This is a genomic window from Thioalkalivibrio halophilus (assembly GCF_001995255.1).
GTDB lineage: Bacteria > Pseudomonadota > Gammaproteobacteria > Ectothiorhodospirales > Ectothiorhodospiraceae > Thioalkalivibrio > Thioalkalivibrio halophilus.
This window is the reverse complement of sequence record NZ_MUZR01000013.1, coordinates 62,175-76,370: the sequence shown is the minus strand read 5'-3', so window position 1 is coordinate 76,370 and position 14,196 is coordinate 62,175. Positions and strand designations below refer to the sequence as shown.

The 14,196-nt window shown below is 69.1% G+C and carries 11 protein-coding genes; 7 read left to right on the top strand and 4 right to left on the bottom strand.

Translation table 11 applies throughout. The features are described 5' to 3' along the window. Positions 1–60: 60 nt before the first annotated feature. Both mutS and B1A74_RS05005 read right to left on the bottom strand, forming a co-directional pair. Positions 61–2,715: a DNA mismatch repair protein MutS gene (gene mutS, locus B1A74_RS05010; protein WP_077243951.1), complete on the bottom strand. Its 2,655-nt coding sequence runs from the start codon at positions 2,713–2,715 to the stop codon at positions 61–63. Positions 2,716–2,858: 143 nt separating this feature from the next. Continuing rightward, positions 2,859–3,596, bottom strand: a complete 738-nt coding sequence (locus B1A74_RS05005; protein WP_018945591.1) for a hypothetical protein — start codon at positions 3,594–3,596, stop codon at positions 2,859–2,861. A gap of 128 nt (positions 3,597–3,724) precedes the next feature. Here B1A74_RS05005 and B1A74_RS05000 point away from each other — a divergent pair, with 128 nt between their 5' ends. The 4 genes from B1A74_RS05000 (at position 3,725) to B1A74_RS04985 (ending at position 6,533) form a co-directional block, all read left to right on the top strand. Next, positions 3,725–4,051, top strand: a complete 327-nt coding sequence (locus tag B1A74_RS05000) for a PilZ domain-containing protein (RefSeq protein ID WP_077243950.1) — start codon at positions 3,725–3,727, stop codon at positions 4,049–4,051. After that, on the top strand, positions 4,048–4,557 hold the full coding sequence (locus B1A74_RS04995; RefSeq protein ID WP_077243949.1) for a CinA family protein: 510 nt from the start codon (positions 4,048–4,050) through the stop codon (positions 4,555–4,557). Before B1A74_RS05000 ends, B1A74_RS04995 begins: the two co-directional genes overlap by 4 nt. 187 nt (positions 4,558–4,744) lie before the next feature. Then, a complete protein-coding gene (locus B1A74_RS04990; RefSeq protein ID WP_028492305.1) occupies positions 4,745–5,191 on the top strand; it encodes a YaiI/YqxD family protein in 447 nt (148 codons plus the stop codon). Positions 5,192–5,309: 118 nt separating this feature from the next. Next, complete coding sequence (locus B1A74_RS04985) at positions 5,310–6,533, top strand: hypothetical protein (protein WP_077243948.1); 1,224 nt, start codon at positions 5,310–5,312, stop codon at positions 6,531–6,533. A 53-nt stretch (positions 6,534–6,586) separates the two neighbouring features. Here the strand turns inward: B1A74_RS04985 and cysZ are convergent, their stop codons facing one another. Both cysZ and B1A74_RS04970 read right to left on the bottom strand, forming a co-directional pair. Beyond that, a complete protein-coding gene (gene cysZ / locus B1A74_RS04980; RefSeq protein ID WP_077243947.1) occupies positions 6,587–7,297 on the bottom strand; it encodes a sulfate transporter CysZ in 711 nt (236 codons plus the stop codon). A 205-nt stretch (positions 7,298–7,502) separates the two neighbouring features. Then, on the bottom strand, positions 7,503–8,129 hold the full coding sequence (locus B1A74_RS04970; protein ID WP_077243945.1) for a class I SAM-dependent methyltransferase: 627 nt from the start codon (positions 8,127–8,129) through the stop codon (positions 7,503–7,505). Between the two features lie 268 nt (positions 8,130–8,397). Here B1A74_RS04970 and B1A74_RS04965 point away from each other — a divergent pair, with 268 nt between their 5' ends. From B1A74_RS04965 to B1A74_RS04955, 3 genes are all read left to right on the top strand, one after another. After that, entirely contained in the window at positions 8,398–10,023 is a 1,626-nt protein-coding gene (locus B1A74_RS04965) for a methyl-accepting chemotaxis protein (protein ID WP_077243944.1), read from the top strand. Positions 10,024–10,100: 77 nt separating this feature from the next. Further along, on the top strand, positions 10,101–12,647 hold the full coding sequence (locus tag B1A74_RS04960; RefSeq protein WP_425274670.1) for an EAL domain-containing protein: 2,547 nt from the start codon (positions 10,101–10,103) through the stop codon (positions 12,645–12,647). Between the two features lie 171 nt (positions 12,648–12,818). After that, the gene (locus B1A74_RS04955; protein WP_018945601.1) at positions 12,819–14,150 is read left to right on the top strand and encodes a DEAD/DEAH box helicase; all 1,332 of its coding nucleotides are present in this window, start codon (positions 12,819–12,821) and stop codon (positions 14,148–14,150) included. Positions 14,151–14,196 lie beyond the last annotated feature (46 nt).

The window sequence follows — 14,196 nt, the reverse complement described above, 5'->3', positions numbered from 1 at the left end:
CCGTTCGGCGTATTGTAACCGCTCCTCCCGAGCGGCCGGGAATCCCGGCTGCTGCGGCTGTTATTCCGCGACTCCCCGTTCCAGCGTGTCCTTGAGCCGGTAGAGCGCGTCCAGCGCCTCGCGCGGGGTCAGGCCGTCCGGATCGAGTTCCGCCAGGGCCCGCGCGACGTCCCGCGCCGGCTCGGGTACTTCGGGTGCCGGCGGGGCGGGTTCTTCCGGCGCCGCGGGTGCGGGCGGCTCCGGCGGGAACAGCCCCAGCTGGGGCGAGTCGCTGTCCCGGGCACGGCTTTCCAGATCGGCCAGATGGGTGCGGGCGCGCTGCAGCACGTCGGCGGGTACTCCCGCCAGCGAGGCCACCTGCAGCCCGTAGCTCTGGTTGGCCGGCCCCTCGCGGACCTGATGCAGGAACACGATGTCGTGGCCGTGTTCCACCGCGTCGGTGTGGATGTTGGCCACCGCCGGTTCGCGTTCGGCCAGCGCGGTCAGCTCGAAGTAGTGCGTGGCGAACAGGGTCAGCGCGCGGTTCTCCCGCGCCAGGCGTTCGGCACAGGCCAGCGCCAGCGCCAGGCCGTCGAAGGTGGAGGTGCCGCGCCCGATCTCGTCCATCAGCACCAGGCTGCGCTCGCCGGCGTTGTGCAGGATGCTGGCGGCCTCGGTCATCTCCACCATGAAGGTCGAGCGCCCGGAGGTCAGATCGTCGGAGGCGCCGATGCGGGTGAAGATGCGGTCCACCGGACCGATGCGGGCCACGTCCGCGGGCACGAAACTGCCCATGCAGGCCAGCAGCACGATCAGTGCGGTCTGGCGCATGTAGGTGGACTTGCCCCCCATGTTGGGCCCGGTGATGACCAGCAGCCGGCGGCTTTCGGGATCCAGCCGGGTGTCGTTGGCCACGAACGGGGTGTCCAGGCTGGCCTCCACCACCGGGTGGCGACCCTGCTCGATGTGGACGCCGGTCTCGGGCACCAGTTCGGGGCGGCTCCAGTCGAGCCGTCGGGCGCGTTCGGCCAGAGTGGCCAGCACGTCCAGCCGGGCCACCGCGTCGGCGATCGCCCGCAGGCGGTCGGCGCGCCCCTGCAGGCCGGCGAGCAGGTCGTCGAACAGCTGGCGTTCGCGCGCCAGCGCCTGTTCCCGTGCGGACAGGATCTCGTCCTCGAAGCGCTTGAGTTCCTCGGTGGTGTAGCGTTCGGCGTTCTTCAGGGTCTGCCGGCGCATGAAGCGCCCGGGCAGCTCCTCCGAACGCGAGCGGCCCACCTCGACGTAGTAGCCGTGCACCCGGTTGTAGGCGACCTTGAGCGTGGCGATGCCGGTGGCCTCGCGTTCGCGCGCCTCCAGGTCGCGCAGGAAGCCGTCGGCGTTGTGTTCCAGATCGCGCAGGCGGTCGAGTTCGGGGTCGAAGCCGGGGCGGATCAGCCCGCCGTCGGTGACCCGGATCGGCGGTTCGTCGACCAGCGCGCGGGCCAGGGTTTCGCTCAGTTCCGTCTCCGGCGCGAGTTCGTCGCGCAGGGCGGCGAGGGTGTCGGCCTCGCCTGCGGCGGGCTCCAGTGCCGCGTGCAGGCCGGGCAGGCGTTCCAGCGCCGCCTGCAGCGCGACCAGATCGCGCGGCCGTGCGGAGCCCAGGCTGATGCGCGAGACGATGCGTTCGACGTCGGCCATGCCGGTCAGGGCCTCGCGCAGGCCTTGTTCGGCCGCGTGGTCCAGCAGCGTGGCGATGCCCTGCTGGCGTTCCCGCAGCAGGGCCCGGTCGGCCAGCGGCTGGTGCAGCCATTGCGACAGCAGCCGGGCCCCCATGGGTGTGCGGCTGGTGTCCAGCAGGTCGAACAGCGAGCCGCGGCGCTCCCCGCTCAGGGTGCGGGTCAGCTCCAGGTTGCGCCGGGTCGCCGGGTCCAGCATCAGCATCTGGCCGCGGTGTTCGCGCCCGAGCCCGGTGATATGGGCAAGGTTGCCGCGATGCTGCGCCTGCACGTAGGCCAGCAGCGCGCCCGCGGCGGCCAGGCCCAGCACCAGGTCGTCGCAGCCGAAGCCGGCCAGGTCGGTGGTGCCGAAATGCCGGGTCAGGGTGCGCTTCGCGGAGATCGCGTCGAAATGCCAGTCGGCATGATGTCGCGGGGCCCAGGCCTCGATCCCGGGGATCGCCGGGGCCGGGTCGGGGACCAGGCATTCCACCGGGTCGAGACGCGCCAGTTCGGCCTCCAGTTCGGTCGCGTCGGCGACCTCCAGCACCCGGAAACGGCCGCTGGCGAACTCCAGGCTGGCGATGCCGTAGCCTTCGTTGCGGCCGCGCACGGCAGCGCAGGCGGCCGGGCACACGGCGACCATGCGATTGACCTGGCGCGCCTCCAGCAGGGCGTCCTCGGTGACCGTGCCCGGGGTCACGATGCGCACCACCTCGCGCTGTACCGGGCCCTTGTTCTCGCCCACCTGTCCGGTCTGCTCGCAGATCGCCGCACTCTCGCCCAGCTTCAGCAGCCGCGCGAGGTAGCTCTCCAGGGTGTGCACCGGGATCCCGGCCATCGGGATCGGCTCGCCGGCCGACTCGCCGCGGCGGGTGAGGGTGATGTCCAGCAGCCCGGCGGCGCGCTCGGCGTCGTCGTAGAACAGCTCGTAGAAGTCCCCCATGCGGTAGAGCAGCAGGGTCTGCGGATACTCCGCCTTGATCCGCAGGTATTGCTGCATCATGGGGGTGTGTTTTGACAGGGCGTCCGCGTCGCTCACTGGCCGTTCCTGCTGTTCGGGGGCGTCGGTGGCCGGATTGTAACGGGTCCGGCGGGGCCATTGGACTGCGTGGCGCGATCCCGGGAATGACCGTGGCTGCGGTGCTTCCCGGTCGGACGGGGCATTCTCCCGGCGGCCGCGTTTCAGGCGGTGGCGGCGGGGCGTTCTTCGCGGCCCTCGCGCGACCCGGTGTAGCGCCAGGCCTTGCGGAAGGTGGTGCGCAGGGGCGATTCGAGATGCGCGCGGGCGCGTGCCGGGGCGATCCCGTGGTCGCGGCAGAACAGGGCCAGGGCCCAGGCGAGTTCGTCGCGGCCGAGGTCGGCGTCGCGATCGGCCGACGGGCCCTTGCACGCCCCGCAGCCGTTGACCCGCACGCGGAACGCGGTGTTGGCCAGAAAGATGCCGAAGCCCATGCGCGTGGCCACCAGCTCGGCAATGGCGTCGGCATTGCCCTCGGCGGCCGGGGCGGGTTCGCGGATGCCCTCCACCCACCAGGCCGCCAGTTCCTGCGCGAAGGTGCCGACCAGGGCCTGACGATTCCCGATCAGCTGCGGGTCGTAATGGAAGATGCGCTCGCCGCCGGTGCTGGCCGCGCCCAGCGCGGTGACCGGCTGCGGTGCCAGTCCTCCGGGTTCCGCCAGGCGGGCCGCGCGCTGCTCCAGGCCCGCATGCCGGCGGACGCTGGCGAACACCTGCTCGGCCATGCCGTGCGGGCTGTCCGCCTCGCCCGGGAAATGCTCGCGGATGGGCTGCACCAGGGTCGGCGGGTCGAAGGGCCGGTCGGCGGCGGGCTGACGGTCCACCCACGCAAACACCGCGCGGATCCACTCGCGGGTGTCGACATCAAGGACCGGATCGGGCTGGAACAGGCGTGCAAGCATGGCGGGCGCGTTTCTGGAGGTGGTGGATCCATCGTATGCCATTCCGTCCCGTCGGGGCAGCCCCTGCTGCAAACGAACCGGAATGTGTCAGACTCGGAGTCCGAATCCCCAGGGGCAAGGATGGAGACATGTTTGGCGAGGAGGACCGGCGGCGGGATCGTCGCATCCCCGTGGGCGTGACCGGGGAGGTGTACTGGACCGGTTCGGGGCAGACCACGCGAGTGGAAATCCATGACCTGGCCGCCGGCGGCTGTGCGCTGATGACCGGCTTCGAGGTGGATGCCGGGGTGGTGGTTATGGTGACGGTGCCCAGCCCCGATCCGCGCATCGAGAATCTGCAGCGGCGGGGGCGGGTGCTGCGCTGTGACAGCGCGGATCCCGACCGTGAGGGCCGGCGTCGATGGCGCCTCGCGGTGGCCTTTGAAGAAGAACCCACGGGAGACGCGACACCATGACCGAATTGCGCAAGGCGGATGTCACCGGGCTGTCGGCCCTGGTCTATGACCTGGGCGAGCGGATGACTGCGCGCGGGCTGGTCATGGCCACGGTGGAATCCTGCACCGGGGGCGGGATTGCCCAGGCACTGACCGATGTGCCCGGCAGTTCGGCCTGGTTCGAGTGTGGCTGGGTGACCTACAGCAACGCGGCCAAGACCCGTCTGGTGGGCGTGGACCCGGCGTCGCTGGAGGCTCATGGCGCCGTGAGCGAAGAGGTGGCGGCCGCGATGGCCACGGGCGGCCTGACGCACAGTGGCGCCGACCTGTCCCTGTCGGTCACCGGCGTCGCCGGGCCGGGCGGCGGTTCGCCGGACAAGCCGGTGGGCATGGTGTGCTTCGGCTGGCAGGCGCGCGACGGAGCCGTGCGCACCGAGACGCGGCACTTCGACGGCGAGCGCCACGAGGTCCGTCGCCAGGCCATGCTGCATGCCCTGGCCTCGCTGCTGGAGCACGAACTGGGCTGAAGCACGCGCCCGGCGAGCGGACCGCGGTGCGCGGAGCCCTACTGGCTTGCGGTGGCCGCGGACCCGGGAATCGATCCGGACTGAGCCGTCCGAACTTCCGAGAGGGAACCATGAGAAAGGGGTCAGTGCCCGACCGCGGGTCCCGCGTGCCTGTCCGTCGGATGTCGGGGCATGCGGGGGCATCCGTATGAAGATCTGGGTGGACGCGGACGCCTGTCCGGCGGTCATCAAGGAGATCCTGTTCCGGGCCGCGAAGCGCACCGGGGTGGCGATGACCCTGGTGGCGAATCAGCCGGTGCGCACGCCGCCGTCGAAGCTGATCGACTCGATCCGGGTGGGCAGTGGCTTCGACGTGGCGGATAACGAGATCGTGCGGCGGCTCGAGGCGGGTGATCTGGTGATCACCGCGGATATCCCGCTGGCGGCCGAGGTGATCGAAAAGGGCGGCGAGGCGCTCAACCCGCGGGGCGAGCTTTATACCCGCGACAATATCCGCGAGCGGCTGAGCATGCGCGACTTCATGGACACCCTGCGCTCCAGCGGGGTCGACACCGGCGGGCCGGCGGCACTGGGCCCGCGCGACCGTCAGGCCTTCGGCAATGCCCTGGACCGCTGGCTGGCGCGTAACACCTAGGGCAGTTCCAGCTGGGTGTATGGTCGGTGTTCGACGATCTTGTCGTCGTCGAACTCGAAGGGTTCTCCAGGGCGTCCTCGTTCCGGTGCAGAACCAGCCGAGTGTTGGAGGGCATGCGATGAAGTGGCAAGTACTGGCGGTGTTCGCGGGCCTGGCGCTGGTCTGCGCCCCGGTGGCGGCCTCGGACCGCGAGGATCCGGCGGCGCTCGACGGGGTCGCCATCGACGAGGTGGTGGAGGAGGATGACGGCGAGGAGGACGCGCTGTCGTTCGACCAGCGTCGGGCGGTGGAGTTGCTGGGCGAAGCGAGCCGGCACTTCGACGAGCTGACCGAGCTGCCGGAAAGCCGCTGGCTGCGGCGCGATCAGCAGAGCGCCCGGGAGGACATCGACGACCTGATCGATGACGCGCTGGAGGTCATGGACGTGCCCGAGATCGTGTCCATGCGTCGCCAGTACCGGGAGCTGGAAGACCGGATCATGACCGAGCAGGAACGCCGGGCCGATCTGCGCGAGGAGCGGATGTTCGCGCCGGATACCGACGCCAGTACCCTGGCCCGCTTCACGCCCACCGAGACCCTGCGCGAGATGACCGCCCGCACGCGCGGCGACTTCGACCGCCTGATCGAGGCACGCGAGCGCAACATCGCCGCCTACGAGGAGGAACTGGAGGCGCTCAAGGGCGAGATGGCCACGGCGCTGGAAGGCGTGGGGCTGTCCATGCCGCCGGACCAGCTGGAGCTGTGGATGAGCTCGGCGATCGGCGACGACGTGGTGTCCATGGCGGTGGTGTTCCGCAGCATCCGTACGCTGACGCAGCGCCTCGAGGAGCTCACCCGCGAGAGCGGAGAAAACCTCAATGTGGCCGGTCGTTACTACGGCATGGTGGTGATCCTGCATCGGCTGGTGGTGACCATGCAGGAGCGCTTCGTCGAGCGGGTGGACGGGGAGATCGTCCCGCGCCTGGAGGCCTACCGTGAAGAGGCCGACGAGATCATCGCCCAGTCCCGGGAACTGATCCGCGAGGGCGGGCACCGGGACAGCCTGGAGTCCAACATCGCGGCCAACGAGCTGACCCGTCAGGCGATCGATTTGTACCTGGAGGTGGTGACCGGCCAGCGCGAACAGGTGGCCGAGGCGCTGGAGATCAGCCGTTACGAGAAGCAGGTAGCGGTCAACACCTACCGCACCGTGCAGCTCAGCGCCAACGTGGCGGATCTGATCCGCGATGGCCTGGACACCTTCGAGACCCTGTCCGAACTGCAGGTCCCGGAGACCGCGGAATTCCGCAACGACAAGATCCGCGAGGAATTCCGCCGTCTGACCGAACGGCTGGAACGGTGAACGGCAGGAAGACCTCCCCGGCGCGCAACGGGTCCTGACCCTGCCCCGTCCTCTCAGCCTCGCGACTGCTGGCGCGCCCACAGGTGGGTGGCGCCGATCACTGCCGCCGGGACCAGCAGCAGGTTGACCACGGGCACCATCGCCAGGAGGGTCGTTCCGGCGCCGAACGCGAGGGTCTCCGGACGCCGTCGGCCCAGACCCTTGCGGATTTCGGCGAAGGTCAGGCCGTCGTTGGCCAGCGGCGGCTCCTGGAACTCCACCGCCAGAACCCAGCTGCCGAAGACGAACCAGGCGAGCGAGGCCAGCAGGTTGATGCCGGGGATCACGGTAATCAGCAGCACCGGGATGAACAGCAGCGCGTAGTAGCCGAACTTGCGCAGGGCGGTGGCCGTGGCGTGGCCCATCTCGCCCGCCAGCGAGCGTGCGGGCTGGCGCGGTTCGTGGCCGAGGCCCCGGGCGGTGCGGTAGGCCAGCGGTCCGGAGAAAGGACTGGCGATGATCGCGGCCAGGGCCACCGCGGAGACCCCGAAGCCTACCAGCAGGGTCAGCACGAACAGCGGCCAGAGCAGCCAGGCGAGCCAGTCCCAGCCGGCCGGCAGCCAGGTGTCCAGCAGGATCTCGAAGCCGAATCCGGCGGCGACACCGACCCCGATGATGACCCCGATGTTGATCAGCAGCGGACCGATCACCAGGCCGCGCAGGCCCGGGTCGAATACGCGCGCCAGCCCGCGAAACGGCGCGAGGAAGGCGAACAGGGCGTTCATCCCGCCTGCCACTGGGCCAGCCATCGGGGAATCTCTGTGGCCGGCATCGGGCGTGCGATGCCGTAGCCCTGGACGACCTCGCAGCCGAGTTCCCGCAGGCGCTCGCCCTGCTCGAAGGGGGCGCTTGTGTCCCGCTTCAGGCCGTGTGGTGGAGGGCAGGGGTGGTGCTTGCGCAATCGCTCCGGTAAAGGTTTTGGTGCGACGTTCAGCATGAATCCAGCGTAACACTCTCCGGCGATGCCACCGCGAGGCAGGCGGCCCGGGCGCCGTGGCGTTCGAGCACGGTCCATTCGTCCAGCCGCAGACCGGCGGCTCGCAGGTGGGTGCGGAACTCGTCCTCGTAGGTGACGCGGCCGAAGTCGATGCTGGTGACCCGGCGCAGGGCGGGCTTGAGACGCTCCAGCACCGGTGACGGGCGCTGCTGGATGGTCTGGGTGAAGTAGCTCCGGCCGCCGGGGCGCAGCAGGCCGGCACAGTGGCGCAGGGCCGCCCCGGGATCCGGCAGCAGCATGAAACTGGCGGAGAAATACACCGCGTCGTAGGGACCACCGGCGTGCTCGTAGACCGATTGCCGGTGCACCGTGACCCGTTCGGCCACCGACGATGCCGCCAGCCGCTGCTGCGCGCGTTCGACGTAGTCGGGGTCGATGTCGATCCCCGTGATCGCGAGCTCCTTGCGTGTGACGGCCTCGGCGTTTGCCAGCAGTGCGCCGGCGGTGCCGATCCCGACGTCCAGCAGGGCCACCCGGGGCGGCAGGCGCTCCAGGACTTCGGTGTACCAGCGCGCGGTCATGCGCAGGATCAGGCTGTCGTAGATGCGGCTTCGGAGCATGTGCTGGGCGGTTCGCGGGGGGCGGCCGGGACGAACACGCAGGATACCGGATCGTGCCCGCGTGCGTGCATCCGTGCATGCCCGGGCGAGGGCACGCGCGGCATTGAGGTGGCGCAGGTTCGCCGCATGGGGTCCGGCTTATCGGTCTGCAGGGTTGGTTGATGCCCGAGTGAAGGGCTCGGTCTTGGACGACGCCGTTGTCAATGTGGTTTAAGTTTCGGGACTTTGTGGCGTTAAACAGTTCACAGAGTTTTCAAAGGGGATCCCGATGCAATGGCTCGCTAACCTCAAGCTTCGCAGCAAGCTGGCCCTGGCCTTCGGCGTGGTCCTGCTCCTGATGGTGGCCATGGCGGTGACCAGCCTGACCGGGGACCGGTACACCACGGCGCAGTACGAGGCGGCGATGGAACGCATGGAGGACGTGCAGTTCCAGATCCAGATGGAGACCCAGCACGTCAAATGGGCGCTGGATCTGTCGCAGTCGCTGCTGACCGGCAATGAATTCACCGGCGAGCTGGACCATACCCAGTGCAATTTCGGGCAGTGGTATTACGATTTCCAGGAATCCGAAGCCTACGAAATGGCCAGCCCGGAATTTCGCCGGGCGTTCGACCGTCTGGAACAGCCGCATTACAACCTGCACGCCAGCGCACATGCCATTACGGGGGCCGTGCGGGACGGCAATGACGGCGAAGCGGAGGCGACCTACAGTCGGCAGACACTCGCGCATCTGGAAACCATGGAGCAGGGTCTGCAGCGCATGCAGGAATTGCTGACGGCCGAAAGCGTGGCCATGAGCGAAGCCGCGCGCGGCGCACAGTTCCGGGCGGCGGGGATCATGCTCGGTACCTCCGGCGTGGCGATCCTCGCCGGGGTGCTGATGGCGATACTGCTGGCCGGCTATCTGGTGCGCGCGATCGACGCCCTGCGTGCCCGGGCGGTGGAAATGGCGGACGGCGACCTGCGCGGAGAGCCGCTGCCGGTGCGTGGCTGCGACGAGATCGGCGTGGCGACCGACGCCTTCAACACCATGGAACAGGACATGCAGAGCCTGGTGCGCCAGGTGGTGGATTCCGGGGAGCAGGTCGCCTCGGCGACGGATCAGCTGGCGGCGGTGGCCGAGCAGACCCGCAATGGCGTGGCGCGCCAGAAGGATGAGACCGATCAGGTGGCCACCGCGATGAACGAGATGTCCGCGACCGTGGCCGAGGTGGCGAGCAATACCCAGTCCGCGGCGGACGCGGCCGGCGCCGGCGATCAGGCGGCCACCGAGGCCAACGCGACCACGCGCCAGACCGCCGAGGCGGTCGACCGGCTGTCTTCCGAGATCCACTCTTCGTCGGATGCGGTGCGCGAGGTGGCCGAGAAGAGCGAAGAGATCGGCCAGATCCTGAACATGATCCAGGAGATCACCGAGCAGACCAACCTGCTGGCCCTGAACGCGGCGATCGAGGCGGCGCGGGCCGGCGAGGCCGGCCGTGGCTTTGCGGTGGTGGCCGACGAGGTGCGGGTGCTGGCCGGGCGTACCCACGAGTCCACCGAGCGGATTGGTTCCATCATTACCGGCCTGCAGAAGGGCGTGAAGAACGCGGTGGGCGCGATGGAGACCAACGAGAACAGTGCCCGCAGCGTGGTCGAGGAAGTCCACGGTGTGCGCGATCGCCTGGAGCAGCTGAGCCAGTCCATCCGCACGATTGACGAGATGACCACCCAGATCGCCAGCGCGGCCGAGGAGCAGAGCACCGTCTCCGAGGAGATCAACCGTAACGTGCAGAACATCAGCACCGTCGCGGACGAGAGCCTCAGCGCTTCCAGCCAGGTGGCGACCGCCAGCGAGCAGCTTTCGCGACTGGCGTCCGAATTGCGCCAGCGCGTGGAGCGTTTTCGGGTGTAGGATAAGACGGGTCGAACGGTGGAAGGCCGGAGGCCCGCATGTCCACAGCAAGGAACGCCGTAGATCGGCTATGGCGAATGCCTGCGCCCACGCTGGTGGTCGCGGGCTTTTTTGTGCTCGCCGGATGTGGTGGCGATACTTCGCGGGACGACCCGACGATGCTGCGGGTGGGGCTGTACGAGAACGAGCCCAAGATCTACACACGGGAAGACGGACGCCCGGCCGGGCTGTTCCCGGTCCTGCTGGAGGCCCTGGCCGAGCGGGAAGGGTGGCGCCTGGAGTACCGGGACTGCCAGTGGGCCGAATGCCTGGCGCAACTGGAGGGGGGCGAACTGGACCTGATGCCGGATGTGGCCCTGACCGGGGAGCGCGAGCATCGATTTCGTTTCCACGAAATCCCGGTCGCGCAGTCATGGAGCCAGGTCTATGCCCCGCGCGAGGCGTCGGTGCGCTCGCTGGCGGACCTGACGGACCAGCGGATCGCGGTGCTGGAGGGTTCGGTGCACGAGGACTGGCTGACCCGGGAGATGGAGCCGTCGGGGGATGGTGAGCCGCGCCTGGCAAGCCGCCAGTCTCTGGACCGGGTGCTGGAGGCGGTGGACGCGGGGGCTGCGGACGTCGCGGTGACCAACAATTTCCACGGCGGGCGTCACGCGGAGCGCTCCGGACTGTTCGAAACGCCGGTCTCCTTCGACCACACGGGGCTGTATTTCGCCGCCTCGCCCGCGCTGGACCCGGCCATCCTGGAGGCCGTGGATCGTCATCTGGCTTCGTGGAGGGGCACGCCCGATTCACCGTATCACCGTGCCATGGCCGAGACGCTGACCCCGGAAGTCCGGGGGGTACTGCCCCGCTGGGCGGCGCCGGTCCTTGCGAGCGCGGGCGGGCTGGTGCTTCTGTTCGGCGTGCTGGCACTGGTCCTGCGCTGGCAGGTGCGGTGGCGCGCGCGGGAACTGAAACGGGCCAACCGCCGCTTTCGGCATCTGCTCGACAGCTCGCCGGTGGTGATCTACTCGCTGTCCTCCGCCGGGGACCCGCTGCACTGGGTCAGTGGCAACCTCCATCCGCTGTTCGGCTACTCCCCCGAGGAAGCGCTGCGACCCGGCTGGTGGCGTGAACGTCTGCATCCGGAGGACCGAACCCTGGCCCGGCGGGCGCGTGAACAGGCGCGGGAGCAGGGACATGCGGTGATCGAATACCGATTGTATGACGCCCGGGGCCGGGTGCGCCGCGTGCGGGACGAGATGCAGTGGAGTCCCGCGCCCACCCGTAGTGGAGTGGGCGAGATCATCGGCAGCTGGACCGACCTGACCCAGAGCTTTGAACAGCGTGAGCAGCTGCGCCTTCTGAGCCATTACGACAGCCGGACCGGGCTGCCCAATCGGACCCTGCTGCACGACCGGATCGGACACAGCATCGAGATGGCGATGGGGCAGGACGAGTCGCGACGGCTGATCGTCCTGCTGGATGTCGACCGCTTCAAGGGGCTGAACGAGACGCTGGGCACGGCGCTGGCGGACCAGGTCCTCCTCGGCGTCGCCCAGCGTCTGTCACAGTATGCCGGCCCGCAGGACACGGTGGCGCGCTCCGGCGCGGACGAGTTTGCCCTGCTGCTGGAAGGGCCGCCAGCGGGGGAGGCCCGCGAGCAGTGGCTCGACGGACTCCTGGACGTGCTGCGCGAACCGTTCCGGCTGGCGGGACGGTCCCTGCGGGTTACCGTAAGCGCGGGCTATGCGGAATTCCCGGTGGACGGGGCCACCACCGAAGAACTGGTGACCGCGGCGGAACTGGCGCTGGACGAGGCGCGGCGCGGAGGAGGCAACCGCCGGGAAGCCTACGTCTCCGGTCTGGGGGAACGCACATCGTGGCGCACCCTGCTGGAAAGCGACCTTCGCGAGGCGCTGGTGCGCGAGGAGTTCGAGCTGTTTCTGCAGCCCCAATATGGCCTGGACCCGTTCGTCCTGACCGGGGTCGAGGCACTGGTACGCTGGAACCACCCGGAACGGGGCCGGGTGTCCCCGGGCGAATTCATCCCGCTGGCCGAGGAAACCGGGCTGGTCATGGCGATCGATCAGTGGGTGCTGGACCAGGCCTGCGCCCACCTGGCGGAGCGGGATGCGCAGGGGCTTCATGTCCCCCGCATGGCGGTGAACCTGTCGGTGATGGAGCTGGAAGACGGGCATCTGACCCGAATGGTGCAGTCGGTCCTGGACCGCTACGGCCTGCAACCGCATCGCCTGGAACTGGAAGTGACCGAGACCATGCTGATGCGTACTCCGGAGAACGCACTGGCCGAGCTGGGGCGGCTCAAGGAGCTGGGAGTCGAGCTGGCAATGGACGATTTCGGCACCGGCTATTCCAATCTGGCCCTGCTGCATCGCATGCCGCTGAACCGCCTCAAGCTGGACCAGTCGCTGGTGCAGGATATCGGGCGTTCCCGCTCCAACGAGGACATCATTCGTGCGATCCTCGCGCTTGCGCGGACCCTGGATCTTGAAGTGATTGGCGAGGGTATCGAGACCGAAGCGCAGCGTGATTTCCTGCTGCAGGTCGGGTGTCGCGAGGGGCAGGGGTATCTGTGGTCCCCTCCGGTGCCGGCCGAGCAGTGCCCCTGCCGTGACTGAGCCAGCCCGCGCTGGCTTGTAATGGGGCCGGGAAGGCCGTATGGTGGCGGATTACCGAACGCCTCGCCCGTCAGCGTCCGTTCACTTGATCGTTTCGATCCCCCCGATGTCGTCTTCCCCGATGGGTGCCCCTTGGCCGAGCGTTGAGCGGCGGGTTGCGCTGGAGCACTCATGTCTGACCAACCGACTTTTGCCGGCCTGAATCTGGCCGAACCCCTGCTGCGCGCGCTTTCCGCCGCCGGCTACACCCATCCCACGCCGATCCAGGCCGGGGCCATCCCCGAAGTGCTGGCCGGTCGCGACCTGCTGGCCGCGGCCCAGACCGGAACCGGCAAGACCGCCGGCTTCACCCTGCCGATCCTGCAGAAGCTGGCGGAAAATCCGCCGGCGCGCGCCGGCAACGGCCGTCCGCGCGCCCTGGTGCTGACCCCGACGCGGGAGCTGGCTTCCCAGGTTCACGATTCGGTGAAGACCTACGGCCAGCATCTGGAGCAGCGTTCCATGACCATCTTCGGCGGGGTGGGCATGAATCCGCAGATCCGCGCGCTGCGCAGCCGCATGGACGTGGTGGTAGCCACGCCCGGGCGCCTGCTGGATCACGCGAACCAGAAGACGATCGACCTGTCCGGGGTGGAGATCCTGGTGCTGGACGAGGCGGATCGCATGCTCGACATGGGCTTCATCCGCGACATCCGCAAGCTGATCGCGATGCTGCCGAAGAAGCGGCAGAACCTGATGTTTTCGGCCACCTTCTCCAATGACATCCGCAAGCTGGCCGATGGCCTGCTGACCGACCCGGCCTGCGTGGAAGTGGCGGCACGCAACACCGCCTCGGAGAGCGTGGAGCAGAAGGTCCACCTGGTGGAAAGCCATCAGAAGCGGGATCTGCTGAGCCATCTGATCCGCAGCAACGACTGGGAGCAGGTGCTGGTGTTCACGCGCACCAAGCACGGCGCCGATCGTCTGGCGGACAAGCTCACGAAGGACGGCGTCCAGTCGGCGGCGATCCATGGCAACAAGAGCCAGAACGCCCGCACCCGGGCGCTGGAACAGTTCAAGTCCGGCCGCGTGCCGGTGCTGGTGGCCACCGATATCGCCGCGCGCGGGCTGGACATCGACCAGCTGCCGCAGGTGGTCAACTTCGAGCTGCCCAACGTGCCCGAGGACTATGTGCATCGCATCGGCCGCACCGGCCGCGCGGGGTGTGAAGGCTCGGCGCTGTCGCTGGTTGGCGGCGACGAGCTGAAGCTGCTGGCCGGGATCGAAAAGCTGATCCAGCGTCCGATCGAGCGGATGGAGACCGACGGCTACGCGGCGCCGCAGCCGGTGGCGGATGACCGCCCCCGCCGTGGCCGTGGCAAGGGCAGTGGTGCTCCCCGTGGCAAGGGCAACGGAAATGGCGCCGGCAATCGTTCCGGACGCGGCGGAGGTGGCCCGCGGCAGGGGCAGGGCCGCGGCGCCGAAGGCCGGGGTCGCGGTCAGGCCGCCTCCGGGCGCCGCTGACACGGCTTCCCCGGTGTCGCGGCGCGGCACCGGGGAATGCGGGGCG

What these genes read in the sequence shown, in the direction of transcription:
- B1A74_RS05005 (WP_018945591.1), bottom strand. Translation starts at nt 3,596, where the DNA reads ATGCTTGCACGCCTGTTCCAGCCCGATCCGGTCCTTGATGTCGACACC.
- B1A74_RS05000 (WP_077243950.1), top strand. Translation starts at nt 3,725, where the DNA reads ATGTTTGGCGAGGAGGACCGGCGGCGGGATCGTCGCATCCCCGTGGGC.
- B1A74_RS04995 (WP_077243949.1), top strand. Translation starts at nt 4,048, where the DNA reads ATGACCGAATTGCGCAAGGCGGATGTCACCGGGCTGTCGGCCCTGGTC.
- B1A74_RS04990 (WP_028492305.1), top strand. Translation starts at nt 4,745, where the DNA reads ATGAAGATCTGGGTGGACGCGGACGCCTGTCCGGCGGTCATCAAGGAG.
- B1A74_RS04985 (WP_077243948.1), top strand. Translation starts at nt 5,310, where the DNA reads ATGAAGTGGCAAGTACTGGCGGTGTTCGCGGGCCTGGCGCTGGTCTGC.
- cysZ (WP_077243947.1), bottom strand. Translation starts at nt 7,297, where the DNA reads ATGAACGCCCTGTTCGCCTTCCTCGCGCCGTTTCGCGGGCTGGCGCGC.
- B1A74_RS04970 (WP_077243945.1), bottom strand. Translation starts at nt 8,129, where the DNA reads ATGCTCCGAAGCCGCATCTACGACAGCCTGATCCTGCGCATGACCGCG.
- B1A74_RS04965 (WP_077243944.1), top strand. Translation starts at nt 8,398, where the DNA reads ATGCAATGGCTCGCTAACCTCAAGCTTCGCAGCAAGCTGGCCCTGGCC.
- B1A74_RS04960 (WP_425274670.1), top strand. Translation starts at nt 10,101, where the DNA reads ATGCCTGCGCCCACGCTGGTGGTCGCGGGCTTTTTTGTGCTCGCCGGA.
- B1A74_RS04955 (WP_018945601.1), top strand. Translation starts at nt 12,819, where the DNA reads ATGTCTGACCAACCGACTTTTGCCGGCCTGAATCTGGCCGAACCCCTG.